General features: G+C 38.1%; 16 protein-coding genes. 3 read left to right on the plus strand and 13 right to left on the minus strand.

Annotated elements, in window-relative coordinates; translation table 11 throughout:
* Positions 1-134: 134 nt before the first annotated feature.
* Positions 135-872 (plus strand): sulfate transporter CysZ, encoded by a 738-nt coding sequence (gene cysZ / locus G399_RS0114445; protein ID WP_006010280.1) that lies wholly within the window; start codon positions 135-137, stop codon positions 870-872.
* Here cysZ and G399_RS0114450 read toward each other — a convergent pair.
* From G399_RS0114450 to nhaR, 5 genes are all read right to left on the minus strand, one after another.
* Positions 867-2,498, minus strand: coding sequence for a tetratricopeptide repeat protein (locus G399_RS0114450; RefSeq protein WP_006010282.1), 1,632 nt, complete (start codon positions 2,496-2,498; stop codon positions 867-869). The genes cysZ and G399_RS0114450 overlap by 6 nt on opposite strands.
* A gap of 59 nt (positions 2,499-2,557) precedes the next feature.
* Positions 2,558-3,484 carry a lipoprotein NlpI gene (nlpI, locus tag G399_RS0114455; RefSeq protein ID WP_006010285.1) on the minus strand — a complete coding sequence of 309 codons (927 nt, stop codon included), beginning with the start codon at positions 3,482-3,484 and terminating at the stop codon, positions 2,558-2,560.
* 95 nt (positions 3,485-3,579) lie between these two features.
* Entirely contained in the window at positions 3,580-3,885 is a 306-nt protein-coding gene (locus G399_RS0114460; RefSeq protein ID WP_006010287.1) for a DUF1244 domain-containing protein, read from the minus strand.
* Between the two features lie 96 nt (positions 3,886-3,981).
* Positions 3,982-6,090, minus strand: a complete 2,109-nt coding sequence (pnp, locus tag G399_RS0114465; protein WP_006010288.1) for a polyribonucleotide nucleotidyltransferase — start codon at positions 6,088-6,090, stop codon at positions 3,982-3,984.
* Positions 6,091-6,165: 75 nt separating this feature from the next.
* Positions 6,166-7,068, minus strand: coding sequence for a transcriptional activator NhaR (gene nhaR / locus G399_RS0114470; protein WP_006010289.1), 903 nt, complete (start codon positions 7,066-7,068; stop codon positions 6,166-6,168).
* Positions 7,069-7,202: 134 nt separating this feature from the next.
* On the opposite strand from nhaR, the gene G399_RS0114475 reads away from it, so the two are divergent.
* Complete coding sequence (locus tag G399_RS0114475) at positions 7,203-7,538, plus strand: hypothetical protein (protein WP_006010290.1); 336 nt, start codon at positions 7,203-7,205, stop codon at positions 7,536-7,538.
* Between the two features lie 122 nt (positions 7,539-7,660).
* Here the strand turns inward: G399_RS0114475 and G399_RS0114480 are convergent, their stop codons facing one another.
* From G399_RS0114480 to G399_RS22375, 5 genes are all read right to left on the minus strand, one after another.
* Positions 7,661-9,832: a S46 family peptidase gene (locus tag G399_RS0114480; RefSeq protein WP_006010291.1), complete on the minus strand. Its 2,172-nt coding sequence runs from the start codon at positions 9,830-9,832 to the stop codon at positions 7,661-7,663.
* Between the two features lie 1,007 nt (positions 9,833-10,839).
* On the minus strand, positions 10,840-11,556 hold the full coding sequence (locus G399_RS0114490; protein WP_006010293.1) for a hypothetical protein: 717 nt from the start codon (positions 11,554-11,556) through the stop codon (positions 10,840-10,842).
* Positions 11,557-11,684: 128 nt separating this feature from the next.
* The gene (locus G399_RS0114495; RefSeq protein ID WP_154658923.1) at positions 11,685-12,053 is read right to left on the minus strand and encodes a hypothetical protein; all 369 of its coding nucleotides are present in this window, start codon (positions 12,051-12,053) and stop codon (positions 11,685-11,687) included.
* 235 nt (positions 12,054-12,288) lie between these two features.
* A complete protein-coding gene (locus G399_RS0114500) occupies positions 12,289-12,735 on the minus strand; it encodes a hypothetical protein (RefSeq protein WP_193362906.1) in 447 nt (148 codons plus the stop codon).
* Positions 12,736-12,799: 64 nt separating this feature from the next.
* Positions 12,800-13,162: a hypothetical protein gene (locus tag G399_RS22375; protein ID WP_193362907.1), complete on the minus strand. Its 363-nt coding sequence runs from the start codon at positions 13,160-13,162 to the stop codon at positions 12,800-12,802.
* Between the two features lie 176 nt (positions 13,163-13,338).
* Here G399_RS22375 and G399_RS20800 point away from each other — a divergent pair, with 176 nt between their 5' ends.
* A complete protein-coding gene (locus tag G399_RS20800; RefSeq protein ID WP_051288584.1) occupies positions 13,339-13,716 on the plus strand; it encodes a hypothetical protein in 378 nt (125 codons plus the stop codon).
* Here G399_RS20800 and G399_RS0114515 read toward each other — a convergent pair whose 3' ends face one another.
* The 3 genes from G399_RS0114515 to G399_RS0114525 all read right to left on the minus strand — a co-directional run bounded on the left by G399_RS0114515 (position 13,717) and on the right by G399_RS0114525 (position 15,213).
* Positions 13,717-14,289: a YagK/YfjJ domain-containing protein gene (locus G399_RS0114515; RefSeq protein WP_006010303.1), complete on the minus strand. Its 573-nt coding sequence runs from the start codon at positions 14,287-14,289 to the stop codon at positions 13,717-13,719. It lies immediately after the preceding gene.
* 293 nt (positions 14,290-14,582) lie between these two features.
* On the minus strand, positions 14,583-14,948 hold the full coding sequence (locus G399_RS0114520; protein ID WP_006010305.1) for a hypothetical protein: 366 nt from the start codon (positions 14,946-14,948) through the stop codon (positions 14,583-14,585).
* Complete coding sequence (locus tag G399_RS0114525; protein ID WP_006010308.1) at positions 14,926-15,213, minus strand: helix-turn-helix transcriptional regulator; 288 nt, start codon at positions 15,211-15,213, stop codon at positions 14,926-14,928. Before G399_RS0114525 ends, G399_RS0114520 begins: the two co-directional genes overlap by 23 nt.
* Between the last annotated feature and the right edge of the window lie 45 nt (positions 15,214-15,258).

Genomic DNA, 15,258 nt, shown 5'->3' on the forward strand with positions numbered 1-15,258 from the left:
ATAACGATAGTTAAGACTAATGTAAATGTAACAAAAGTAAAACTTGGTAACAATTGCTCATTACATCCCTCTCATTAGCAAGATATACTAGTCATTGCTGATAGCAAGAACTACAGAGAAAATAAAGGAAAGACATGAGTAATAGAAGTGGCGCTAGTTATTTTTTTGAAGGATTTTCATTAATTAAAACAAAGGGGCTTAAGCGCTTCGTTTTTGTTCCCCTATTCATTAATTTACTCTTATTTTCATTGGCATTTTATTTTCTATGGTCGCAGTTAGAGCTAGCCATAGATTACTTGATCAACTTTATCCCTGACTTTCTTGGTTGGTTAAAAACAGCACTGAGCTTTCTACTTTGGCCAATTGCGGTTATCACTGTACTACTCATTTTCGGGCTTATTTTTGGTACTTTAGCTAACTGGATAGCCGCCCCATTTAATGGCTTGTTAAGTGAAAAAGTGGAACGCTACTTAACTGGGCAAGATATGGGCAACGAAGGATTATTAAGTGCAGTAAGAGATGTACCACGAACATTAGATCGCGAATTTTCTAAAGTCTTACACTTTATTCCTCGTGCCGTAGGTTTCTTAATATTGTTTTTCTTATTACCTGTTATCGGTCAAATTTTATGGTTTTTATTTACCGCGTGGATGATGGCTATACAGTATTGTGACTATCCTTTTGACAATCATAAAATTGCCTTTAAACAAATGCGACAGGACTTAAACCAACACAAAGGTAAATGCTTTAGTTTTGGTATTATGGTGAATATTTTCTCACTCATCCCGCTCGTGAACTTCTTAGTAATGCCTGTTTCTATTTGTGGTGCAACGTCGCTGTGGGTTGACGAATTTACTGAAAAAACCTTATAACGTAGACCAAAACAGGCCGGCTATGTCATCGTTGTTTGCAAATGCAGAAATAGCTAAATTGTCATTCAGCGCTGAATAATTTGCTTGCCTGAGCAATGCTTGACGCCACAATGTCCGATACACCTTAGGGATATTTGGAACGTCGTGGTATTCCAAAAATGTCATTTGCTGAGTTGGTTTAAACGATTCATATTGCGTGTTTTTACATGTTCTGGAGCGCGCAATATGATGCAAAACTGGATTATTGCTTTCCAATATTTGTAACTCATTGTGCGCATCTAGTGCTCTTTGCCAATTATTTGATCTTGATAAAGGCACATAGCGGGATTTGATCACTTCTTCGCTCGTTAACTGTAGGTTTTCATTGTTGTTGTTCTTCTTGATGCTGACCTGCGTCTCTGGTGTGTTAACTTCGCTCTTGACCTCACTTGCAGTCTGACTGCTAAGAAACGCTTCAGGCAATGGTGATAGCAATAAATTGGGTGCTATATTTTTGCTGCAATGATAATTAGCTAAATCGTCAGGCAACGCATATTCATCAACAAAACCCGCAAAATGAGCAAGCTCATGCACAAAAACGGAATACGCATCGGATTGATCCAGAAACATGACACCGTTATTAACATTCGCTTTACCCTGCTCCGCAAAAACAATCATATGGGTAAAGCTCAATGGTGTTTTTAATTGACTCAAGGGATAAAGGTCACAACCTAATCTAGCCTTATTATCAAAGTTATTACTGCACGCCAAACTGTCCTTTTGTAGCCAAATAGGAGGCAAAACGCAGAGTGGTAAGTCGGCTAATCTCTTATCTTTTTCAAATTGCTCTTGAAACGAGGTAGCTTGAATAAATGAAACCAGTGTTGTGGCAACAAATTGAATTGTTTGAGCGCAATTTGGACCTTGCACCGGGACACTTAATAATGATCGCAGCGGTTCCATTTTATGCTGCTTAATCACCCGCAGTGCCGTCTTAGCTGACCCAAAGTCTTGTTGAGCCGCTTTATCGAAATATATTTTGGCTTTTTCTGCTTTACCCTTTTTCCAGTACAAGTTGGCTAACTTAAATGCACTTGATGCATCAAACTCCGCGGCTTTTTTTAACCATATCAGTGCTTGTGAGTTGTCCTCAGATTCGAAAATATACTTTGCCATTGATATGATTGCAGGCTCGTAGCCAGCCTCAGCAGATTTCTGCATCCAGCGACGTTTTTCATCTTTTGAAACTTGCAACAATGCATACTCAAACTGACTTTGCGTGTGTCCTAACTCAGCAGACGTCTTTAACCATGCCTCTATTTCTACAGGGTTTTGACTGCGCATCGCTGCATAATAAAGAGCACCACTACTTCCGAGCTTACCCGATAATGCTAACCAATATTGGTCATCTGAATCAATTGCTAACTTAGTTAACGCCGACAAAGCGTCAGTGTTTCCTCGTTTAACCAATGGATAAAGTAGATATCCGGATTGAGGGTTTTGAAGTTCTAGATGTTGTGGCAATACCCTCTTGGGTGAATGACAATTATCTGCTTGTAGGAAGAAGCAGATGCCACACACACCAAGTAATATTTTGAGGTATTTAATGGTTAAATTCACTCGTTCACTATCCTGTGTTGCATCCATTAGTGGTCGTTTTGTATGATTTATTGCGTGATCTTAAGTAAAAAGTTTACGTTATTCAGCTATTGAGTAAGCTCACTACTTTTATCGTCTGAATCACTAGTGTCCTCTTTCCTTTTTTCCCGCAATCTAGCCAACTCAACCCTAGAAAATCGGTATTCAACATATTCAAATACATTGGTACTCAGTGAAAGCTTAAAGTAATTAGCAGCTTTGATTTTATTGCCTAGGTCGCTATGATACTTACCTAAATAAAAATAGGCCTCACATAAGCGATCATTTAATTGTTTTTGACTTTTAACGTCGTCAACTAGGTCAGCAATAACGGCAGTTTCATCAACCTTACCTAAGTAAAAATCGACAATGCTGGTTGCCCAATTTTCATCGTCTAATTCTTTTCTATGGATAGCCAGGTTAGCTATCGCTCTCTCTCTATCAATATTCTGCTCAACAATAAATGTCCAGAGAACACGATATGGATCATGTTTGTCTTTTTCATAAAAACGATTCAAGTCTGAAATTGCCAGTTCAGCCCTTCCACCGTAATAAAGAGCGATACCTCTATTGAGGATCGCAAAATCATAGTCAGGATTGATATCTAATGTCGAGTCAAAGGATTCATAAGCCATTATAAAATCCATTTGTTGGATGTAATGAATACCAATTGAATTATGTGCCTCTGCCATATCAGGCTTCAATTGCAATGCTTGTATGAAGTCGTATCTTGCTAAACTAGACAAACCCACGCTGTCATACAGCATACCGCGCTGAAACAGAAGCTCAGCACGCTCTTCATCTTTCAATGGAGCTTGTGTGAGGATATGGTTGTAGCGCGCAATTGCCATTTGTGAGCGAGTATTGACAGGCTCTGGCTCGGCTAATAGCAAATTACCCATTGGACCGTAAGCGTTATTACTTTGCGTTGAACAGCCCGATAATAGAAGAAGTAAGCCTATCGTGGCACAAATACCTAAGCGTTGTTTATTCACTTTTACAAGATTCCTTATTTACCAAAGTGTGATCCTCATCGTCTTCACATCAACTCATTTCATTGATTTATGATGTCATGAAGTATAGCACGCACTTATTTTTGCTGCTTAGCTACTCTTTTAGCATCGGAGGCCGCCATTTGCTCCTCGGTCGCAGGAAGTTGATGATTCGCTTTCCATTCACTATACGACATTTTATAAATTGCTTCGCGAGCTTCGTCATCTGTTAACGCAAGGTCACGTTCTTGCGCCGCTGCTAAATACCATTTAGACAAACAGTTTCGACAGAAATCAGCCAACAACATTAAGTCAATATTCTGGACTTGTTTGTTGTTATCTAAGTGCTCGATAAGCCGTCTAAATGCAGCTGCTTCGACTTCAGTTGTTTGCTTTTCGTTCATTCTATTTTTCCTATATAAATTAACAAAAAAGGAGCCGAAGCTCCTTTTTTACTTATCAATAATGAATATGGTCTAAACCACAGAATTCAAGTTGAATTATTCGCCTTCGCTTGGAGTAGCCGGTTTTTCTAACAACTCTTTGATACTCAAACGTACACGATTTTGACGATCAATTTCCATGACCTTTACGTCAACCATTTGCCCTTCTTTTAAGAAGTCAGTTACTTTAGCTACACGGTCATGAGCAATTTGACTGATGTGAACAAGGCCTTCTTTGCCTGGCAACACTTCAACAAACGCCCCGAAGTCAACAATACGCATCACTTTACCGTTGTAGACTGTGCCTACTTCGATATTAGCTGTTACGGCTTTGATACGATCGATAGCAATGTCTGCTTTGGCTTTTTCAGTTGCAAAGATTTTGATAGTACCATCGTCTTCAATCTCAATGTTAGTATCAGACGCTTCAGTGATCGCTCTGATCATAGCGCCGCCTTTACCAATAACATCACGGATTTTATCTTGATCAACTTTCATCTTGTAAATACGCGGAGCGTACTCAGACATTTCGTCACGTGGACCCGCAATTGCAGAATCCATTACTTCAAGAATATGTAAACGAGCTTCTTTTGCTTGCTTCAATGCTAACTGCATGATTTCTTGAGTAATACCTTCAATCTTAATGTCCATTTGAAGTGCAGTAATACCATTAGTAGTACCCGCAACTTTAAAGTCCATGTCACCAAGGTGATCTTCATCACCTAAGATGTCAGACAGAATAACGAAGTTATCATCTGATTTTACTAAGCCCATTGCGATACCAGCAACAGAAGCTTTGATGGGAACACCAGCATCCATAAGGGCTAATGATGTACCACAAACTGATGCCATTGAAGAAGAGCCATTCGACTCAGTGATTTCAGAAACCACACGAACCACATACGGAAATTCTTCAGCAGAAGGCATAACCGCTTGCATCCCACGTTTAGCCAAACGACCGTGACCAATTTCGCGTCTTTTAGGTGAGCCGACAAAGCCAGTTTCACCAACACAATATGGAGGGAAATTATAGTGCAACATGAAGCGACTGCTAGCCATGCCACCTAGTTCATCAATCATCTGCGCATCGCGTTCTGTACCTAAAGTAGCAGCTACAATTGCCTGAGTTTCACCACGTGTAAATAATGCAGAACCATGCGTTCTTGGCAATAAACCTGTTGCAACATTAAGCGCGCGGATTGTGTCTGGCTCACGACCATCAATACGTTTTTCACCCGCTAGGATGCGTGAACGTACAACGTCACTTTCTAAATGGTGCAATAAATCACTAGCTTCTTTACGGTCTTGTGCTGGATTTGCGTCAACAATAGCTGCAATTGCTTTTTCTGTTACTGCAGTGATAGCGTCTTTGCGAAGCATTTTGTCAGAAATTTGATAAGCTTCAGTCATACCCGCTTCGGCTAGTTCTTTAACTTGCGCTTTTAAGCCCGTATTTTCTGCTTCTGCTTCCCAATTCCAAGATTCTGTATCAACTTCAGCAGCGAATTCACTGATCGCGTTAATAACCGTTTGTGATTGTTCATGGCCATATACAACGGCACCTAGCATAACATCTTCAGATAAGATATCAGCTTCAGACTCAACCATTAGTACTGCACTTTTAGTACCAGCAACAACAAGGTTAAGTTGGCTTTCTTCTTGTTCAGAAGAACGTGTATTTAAGATGTAACCGCCATCTTTATAACCAACACGTGCTGCACCGATCGGACCATTGAATGGCATACCAGAAATAGCTAGGGCAGCAGAGGTGCCTATTAATGAGATGATATCTGTTGGAATTTCTGGATTTGCAGAAACCACAGTAATAATAATCTGAACTTCGTTTTTAAACCCATTTGGGAATAAAGGACGAATTGGACGGTCAATTAAACGTGCAATTAAGGTTTCGCTCTCTGAAGGGCGGCCCTCACGTTTGAAAAAACCACCAGGAATTTTTCCTGCTGCGTAGGCTTTTTCTTGATAATTAACGGTTAATGGGAAGAAGCCTTGGTCTGCTTTAGCTTCTTTTTTACCAACAACTGAAACTAACACACACGTGTCATCCATGCTTGCCATTACTGCTGCAGTTGCTTGTCTTGCGATTACACCCGTTTCTAGGGTGACAGTATGCTGACCATACTGAAATGTTTTAGTAATAGGAGTCACACTCTATCCTTTAGTTTATTTGTATTTTATGCTTATTAATGCGGTGCATAGTATAGCGGCGAAACGCATTGATTGCTATTTAAAAATTACATCTCTTGCTGAATTACATACAGCGGCAACTGCGGGATGAGTGACTTTTCGCTCAGCCGATATTGCGTAAAACTTTTGTTTAATGTCACGCATCCGTCCAACAACTTCTACTTTGAAGCTTTCGCAGACTTCCTGTTCAATAATAGTAGGCATAAAAAACACGCCAAAACCAGCTTGGCCGAAAGATTTCATCAAGGCACTGTCATCATATTGCCCTCTTATTACAGGGAATATGCCATTATCATTAGACCATTTATCAAATAATTGTCGAATAGCATATTGCTTGGTTGGTAATAAAATGGGTGCTTGATGAAGACATTGTGGGAACTCACCGCTGAGCTGTTCTTTGACTTTTTTCACCGCAAAAAAAGTTAACCCTGATTGCCCTAAGTAGTGATTATAGGCACGCACACTGAAATTGCTAGACAGTGGCGTGTCAGTCAATACCATATCAACTTCATGAATGGCTAACTCTGCAAGAATAGTTGCAACTGGCCCTTCCTTGCATACCAAGCTGACTTCTTTTGATAAGTTAAGTGCTGGCTCAATAATTTTGTAAACGATGGTTTTGGGTAACGCACTGGCTGCGCTAATAATAAATTCCGAGGTGCCCACTAGTGGAGCTCCGCGCAATACATCACTGAGCTCTTTCCCTAATTCAAATATTTCGTCCGAATAACGTAATACTAAACGCCCCGTTTCTGTTAATCGTAACCGGCGTCCCACGCGATCGAATAGTGGCTGACCTATTCTCTCCTCCAGCATACTTAATTGCCCACTAATTGTTTGTGGCGTAATAAAGAGCTTCTCGGCCGCCTTTGCAATGCTACCTTCGGTTGCAACAACCCAAAAGTAATGGAGGTGTTTATAATTTAAATTTTCAGACATTGGGTGTTTTATTCCTAGGCATAAAAGTACGTCAGTTTTTTCGAACCTTTTTTATACATTTAAACGAATATATTCGTTCACTTTAAGTTGATAACCTTGCCACATAGACAGGAAAACCTTTCATAAGTGTAGTCATGCAACTCAAAATTGTGCAATTTGATGTCCAAATAAGTGAAGATCAAGTGAAACGCTTGAATGAAACACTGAGCATGCAGTTGGGAAGATACACGCAAATCATTGAAATTGTTAATACTTCTTTCAAAAACGACATTGATCAATTTGGTCAAAAAGTTATTCAATGTTCAGTGGTCATTGAGCTATTACCGGATGGATCTGCGACAACATCAAATACAGCCATTACAATTGAGGATGCATTCTATAATTCGATTAGCAGAGCAAAGCGTCAGTTAGACCGACAACGTCGCGGCAATAAAAGACAGTTTAGTCCGACTTACACCATCAACAAATAATAGCCGACTTAACCGATGTAAATATTACTTAGGATAATTCTTTGTAACGCTATATTTATAACATTAAAAAGATATCAAGTGGCCGACGTATTTGGCCACTTGATACGCTATTTTACCTAAACCTACCTTACAATTTCCATTTCTTCTATTAGGTTTTCGGCACCGTCGACTTCATCCATAACCCACAACATGAAAGGGCTGCTGACATGAATAGCTCGGTTATATGTTGGATCATAATCCCAACCACCGATAATAGACTCGTAAACACCATCAAAAACGAGCCCAACAAATTCGCCTTTTGCGTTTAGTGTTGGCGAGCCTGAGTTGCCACCAGTGATATCTAAGGTACTTAGGTAGTTTACGGGGACAGAATTCAACTTGGCGTCAGCGTAGCTGCCATATCGTTTTGCTTGTATAGCTTCACGCAACTTTACCGGCAAATCGAATTCATCATCACCCGCAATATACTTGGCCAACATGCCCTCAGCGGTTGTGAAAGGCGTTGCCCTTAGCCCATCTTGTGGACTATAACCCTTAACATTACCAAAGGTGATCCGTAAAGTGCTATTGGCATCCGCATAAACTGCTTCTTTGCGTGATTTTTTGAATGCAAGTAAGGCTTTCATATACTCAGAACGCACTCGTTGTAATTTGCCTGACAGTGAATTACTTAGCTTTTCTTGTGCCATATTATAGTCAAATTGGCTTACTGCGAATTGAATGAAAGGGTCAGCGCTTGCACGCATCTCTTTTTCTGACATGTTCATCATAGCAAGACGTGTGTCTAGTTCGCCCAACTTAGTATCAGCATACATTTTGTCAACTTTGGCGTTGGCTTTAGTTAAGTCTGTGTCTTTAATATCAAAAAATTGGTCCAACGTAGCAACGCGTTGATCAGCCGGTAAATAAACATACTTAGCTAAAAAATGCTTAAAAAGAGCTTTGTCAATATCGGCAACATAACGTGAATTTATGGATGCCAATGATTGCTCATAGCCCTTTAAATCACGTTTTTGATAACCTCGTTCGCGCTCGGCATCTGGCTTTGCTTGTTCATGAGATAGACGAAGGAGGCCTTTGGAGACAGACATCATGGTAGTTCTACCGATGTAAGCCATCAATAAATCACGTTCTTTAGTAGCATCTGATTGTTCAATCAACTTATTCAGCGTCACTAAACTCGCACCGTATTTAGTATTCATCTGAGTATCTTTAGCTAACCAATTTACTAAATCTGTTTCTAAGCTTTGTTTTCTAACTAACATATCGCTTTTATTATAACTCTCTACCATTGAGCCATAGTTTTTAGCATAATTAGCTAAACCCGCAATATTACTGGCGTATTTAATACGCTCATCGCTATCTGGCGCTGAGTTTTGCTTAATCACATCAATATATTCTTGACGGTACGATTTGGCTGTTGGATAGCTGTAGGTAAAGGTGTTTTTGACTTCGACTGCAGTACGATAGCGATTGGTGCTGCCCGGATAGCCTAACACCATGACATAGTCACCCTCATCAACACCCTTGGCGTTTACTTTTAAAAAGGTTTTATTGCTAAAGGGAATATTGTCTTCGCTGTAATCTGCTGGTTTGCCATCTTTGCCAACGTAAGCGCGATAAAATGCCCAATCACCCGTTTGACGAGGCCACTGCCAGTTATCAGTATCACCACCAAATTTACCGATACTAGAGGGCGGCGCGTAAGCTAAGCGTACATCTCTTATAGCCAATAATTTGATTAATACATAGCTAACACCACCATGAAAGCTAGAAACCGAACAGCGATAATCACCATTAGTTTCGCATTGCGCAACTAACACCTTTCGCTTATTTTCTATTGCTTGATAATAGTCACTACCCGTCAATTCCGCTGAAATTCCATCAGTGACTTTAGCGGTCACATCCGTTAACGATTCAGTTATATACACGCGACTACCAGGCGCTGCCGCCAACTCTTCCTGCTTTGTTTTGGCTACAAACCCGTTAGCAAGTAAATTATTGTTTTCTGAACTATTATGCTGAATTGAACGATAAGCACAGTGATGATTTGTCACCACTAAACCTTGATCCGAAATAAAACTTGCCGTACATCCGCCTAAGCTAATAATAGCGTTCATTGGGAATTTTGATAAGTCAGACATATCATCTGGGTTTAACGTTAACCCTGCTGCGACGAGTTGTTCTTTTATATCGGGGAGTTGATGCGGCTGCCACATGCCCTCATCGGCTAAAGCAGAACTGTATGGTGCGCCAAGCGTCAGTGCAATTGCACCGAAAATCCACTTTTTCATATTTTTTCCTTGTCATTTTAACTAATTATTTATGCGTTTTCTTTTTGCTAAAACAAACTTTAGTTTTTATGCTTAGCTTTTAAGATTTCAAGCTAGCTTTTCAGACAAATTATAACAACTATTTTTTTGTAAGTTTTTCTTACATAGCTAGCTTGCATTCTGGTGATAATAATTTAATATAGACATCTAAACGTCTAAGCGCCTATATTTTATATGGGGGTTTTAATAAATGTGATCAATAAGCAAGCTTATCAATCACAGATTCAGCATAATTTTTTGGTGAACTAAATTGAATACTCAGCAGTTAACTCAACCACTTGAAGGCATCGATATAGACACAAGATACACCTTTGCAGCATTAATAGCCGACGGTTGCGCTCAATTATGGATAGAAAAACAGTTTATCCACGAACAAGATTTCCGCGATTACTTGAATTTCCATTATCCATTTTATATTTGTCTTTATTGCAAGGAATGCTAGGAAGAGGGCTAGGAAGAGGGCTAGGAAGAGGGCTAGGTGAAGTAATTGATGGAGAATAAATATGAGCTTATTACAATCAAGCAAAAAAAAAGACTAGCAATGTCAATTGCTAGTCTTTCCTTTATATGGTGCGAAGAAGAGACTCGAAAAAATAATCTAAAATATTGATATAAATAGCTTTTACTTAATTTTTATATAAGTAGTGTTACTACTAGTGTTACTAAAAAATAAAATCACATAAATAATAACTGGGAATAGTTATTTCCGTTTTAGATCGTGTCAAAGCTAATTAAGGTTTATTAAATCATATCCGATCTTACAGTTTAAAATATTAAAATGTTATCTAATCGGACCGTCAGCAACATTTTGGTAGCGGCTTGTTCCTACTGACTATCTTAATAACCATTTTAGTCCAAGAGCGAATTGCAGCAGTTCATCACTGTCAAACCAGTCGGATGACCTTGCTATAGAAAAACATTTGATGATTAACAATCTAAAAGTTCACATTACGTGGCTTATTCAATAACTAAAAACCAAACTCAATAAACTTACAACTCATTTCAATTGGTGATTTTCCTTTCCAGCTATACGACATAGGCTCATTCACTTCGACAAACTGTTTACACAATTCTGTTTCGGTGTTTGTATAGTGCCTAACCTGTGCATAGTTCCATAGAAATTGATGATCTGGTTCTCTTTCTATCGATAATACTGCGACAGTGCCACATTCGCCTGATGGCCCATTTGTGCTAACCCACTTGTTTTCATTTACTCGCTCGAAAATGGAGTCACCTAAGTCAAAGTCCTTAACGTTACAGGTTTCACCTTCAATTTTTACTGTGTAAGAAAGTGCGTCAATGATTGTATCTTTTGAAGTTTCCTTACACATTTTATTAAAAACGGTATAAACGCCTTCACTAACTTGATCTTTATTAGCGTCTAATTGAGAACAAAAGTCGTTAAACTCGCTTTTTCTAAACTCTTCTACGGTTTGATTTTGAAGTTTGCTATAGACTTCATCTTTCATTTCTTGAATACTTTTAAGCACGTCCTCAGGTGAAGTCTTTTTCTTCACTTGAATTTGGCGAAGGTTACATTTTAAATCGCGAGCATTGATGTAATCACAAGTGCCAGATAATGTTGAATTTTGATTTGAAGTACTTTTTAACCAATTGAAGCTTTCATCAGCAGCAGGGACATTGATGCTAACTAATACCATTAACGATAATGTAAAAAATTTCATGCTTCTTCCTTTTTTAAAATATAAAGCGTATCAGATAATTATTGTAATATTAAAAGTAGCGATTCAAAATGATATGCCATAATGTTAGGTTAGCAAATAGTGGAATAATTTTAGTGCCTATTAACACGTTAGAATCCAGAACACTTAAACTCTTCCATTTCAAACAAAATTCCATTACTTGATTTAGCCGCAGTATAAGAGGAAATATGCTCTCCATCTTTACTTACAATCAACAACTCATATTCATCTTCAAAAGATTTAAAGCCCAATTTTTTGAATACCAAGAACTCCTCAGACTCATCATACTTCTTCCATTCTTTTTGATTTAAAAGGAAAGCCTTACTTGATTTCGTTACTACAGTACCTTTATCTATTATTAGTACTAAGTCTCTAATTCCGTTAAATCCTCCCATACAGCTCGTTACTCCATTGTCAGGAGCTGCGTATAAAGAGGCTTGAACAGCCAACAAAATAATAATAAAAAATACCTTTTTCATGATTAAATCCATTTTCTGATGATTCGCTCGACAAGATATCTTACACCTTCTGAATAATAATACCGTTAGCGTTTTCGTCACTTAAGAACTTACAACCATATTAGGTTTGTACTCAAAATTAAACTATGAAAAAGGATCAATCGCGACCTGTTAATTTAGTCATTGATTTCGCTCATATCAATAGGATGTATTATTCGATTGATGTAACTTAAATATAGTGACCTTAGAAAAACCTTTATTTTTTACTATCCGTCATAAAATACTCATTAAAAGTTGTTTTGATTTGAACAACAGCCATAGGCCAATATCTGTTTTCTAACTCAGTTATCTTATTTCGCTTCTGCTCAAAAGTTTTCCAACGCATCCATTTAGGCTTAGGCCAATATCGAACATTCTTAAACATGTTATTTACATCAGGCCAATCATAACCCCATAGCTGTATTCTCAACTTTCTAATGCGTCTAATTAATCTTTCATTAGATCGTTCACTTTGGCTTGGGTAATGCAGGCCAATACATTTACGGCAGACATAGGCTGTTTTGATAGCATACAGGTGCTGACGTTGCTTTTGACAGTAAGGACAGGTGATATAAAGTTTATTGCTTGCGCTGCGGTTATCAAGTTTTAACGCTATTTGATGAAGATTATCATTTATACTGAAAGTCACATAGCGAATGCCCATATTACTCTCTTCAAGGTATAGCTTCTTATGACCGTCAGCTAGAAATTCAGAATTGATACAATAGCTACCAAGTGGTTTTGTGAGTAACGGTTTTAAAAAATTGGCATGTATTCGGTAATACTCTGTAGTGTAAGCTCTCGTCTGTGTTCTGCCGTAATGTTGGCCTTTTGGCATTGTTAGTAACTCCTAAAGAATAAAGAAAAAACACTTCATTTTCGCCTACTTCTGAACGCGCGATGCTAACCTCAAACTGTTTAACAGGCGCGCAAAAAAACGGCATTAACCTGGCTAGAAAGTTTAACCTTTGAATTGGGTCTTTAATTTCTGCGAGTGTTGCTGATAAATTGACTAATTCATTTTGAATAGCTTCATTTATCAAATGCCCAATGTCACCACTCATGTATTTTGTCTGTTTTAGTTTCGTCATACTTAAATCTTAGTCTCATGTATATTCAATTTTTATATTACAATCTTTTCTCTTGTACGAAAAACAGGCTGTAATAAAGTTTTATCGGGTAATTTAGTTTATTTTTTGATTTCTAATGTAGAATTAAGTACAGTAATTTTTACAATATTAAAAGTAGTAACTACAAGGAATTTGTTTTGAAAATTTACTCTGTAATTGGAACCATTTCATTAGTCGTCGCCCTTTCAGCTTGCGCCGGCAGGCCAGCCAACCCAGTAATGATTCAGCAGTATGGAGATAGCAACAAGTCTTGTGTCACTCTGGAAAGAGAGATGAGTCTGGTACAAGCTGAAATTCAAAGGTTAATTCCAGAAACAGAAAAGACAGGTACTAACACGGCACTTGGAATTACAGGTTTTTTCTTTATCGTACCTTTGTTCTTTATGGATTTAAGTGAGTCAGAACAAGTAGAGATTAATGCCTTAAGGCAACGATACAACCACCTAATGATTATAGCTAGTGAAAAGAAATGTGGTGTTGAAGGTGAACAGATACCTGAATTTAAAACTAATTAATTAGTTGATATATTTAAGTCTTATTCTGCTTGCTCCGTAGTTTTTGGTTTGCGCTGGCTTGTATCCTTTCCCCCTATTTTTAGCTAAGTAGGATATGCGCCAGATTGCCGCTTGTATCGAACGGAAATCATTTCTTTCCATGTTGTAGTAGCAGTGCGCAGGGAAGTACGCTGAACCGTCCAATTGTTGCCATATATCTTTAATTTTATCGTTAATGACACACGGATAATTTGCTTTATGACCATCAATCATAACCGCATAATGGTAATGTTGCTGTCTAGCAGTTTCTAATTCTCTACACCAGATAAAACCAATTCGCTTTAAGTTGTATTTACGCTTTAGCCATTTAAACAACTTACGATTAAATACCGTTATAATTTTGTTCGTTTCGGTATACTCATACAACCTTAAATCAAACCTGATTAAATGAATTTTGCTATGGTGACTCAACATAGCATCAACTTGATTAATCATTGCTTTAATCGAATTCGTTAAAAGACCACTTCCAGCCGAATTTACCCACCAAGTTTTTTCGTTTACCGTTATCGCTTTATCTTTTGTAATGTTTGGCATATATAGTTAATTATAAAGATATTTAGAGAAAGGATATTAGTAATTACCTATCTCTTAGTTAGTTGACCCTTACCAGCTTCGATAAGCAATACAAAAGGCATTCGTAATAGGCTGTCTATATTTGTAGGGTTAAAAACCTACAATTAATGTACAGTAACGAACAACCTCTTATCTGCTGGCTATAAAGCGTAAGGATTCACTAACCTTAAATTCTCAGTTATACTCCGGTTATTGGCTCGTGGTTTAGCCGTCAAAACTTACCCTCTAGCCGATTATTAAGAGCTGCTTTGAAATTAATTTTTCTTAGCGGCTGCTGCTTTAAAATAGGCCTCATAACTTTGAATAGCATAGTTAAAATAAATTTGGTCGATAGACTTAAATCTATTGGTTAAGCAATTATACTTAACTAGTTTTATCAAATTATGAACTTGGGTAATGTCTGTTAGTTGATAAATACTATATCTACTGCCATCACGGGCTGTTCCCCTTACCCTAGGCTTAACAAACTCAATATTATATAATCGCTCAATATCTGTGGGAACGTTGCGTCCACTCATTGTATGAGCCGCTCTGTTAATTGATTTTTCAGATACTCCTCGCGGATTGTCGAGAATATGTAACAGTGATTTTAGTTGCTTAGTTCGTTTTAACTTTTCCACGGTAGCCACCTCCGATTTCTAGCTTTCTTTGAGTTAGTAAGTCTTTAACTAGGACTTTAATTTCAGTAGCAGACTGCCCCGCAATCATGGCTTGTAAAACTGTCTCACATTCAAATTGAACAAAACCTACAGCCCTTGAGCCTAAGCTAATAGGTGTCGGCCATAAACCTTCTTTAATACGATTATACATAGTTGATTTTGAGAGATTGGTTAACGCTAATACGTCAGGCTTTCTAAGTATTCTAGGTTGATTGATATTGTACATATTTACCCTTTAAAAAATGTTGTTAGTCTTTTCGGGGTAATAATG

The sequence above is a fragment of the Brumicola pallidula DSM 14239 = ACAM 615 genome (assembly GCF_000428905.1).
GTDB lineage: Bacteria > Pseudomonadota > Gammaproteobacteria > Enterobacterales > Alteromonadaceae > Glaciecola > Glaciecola pallidula.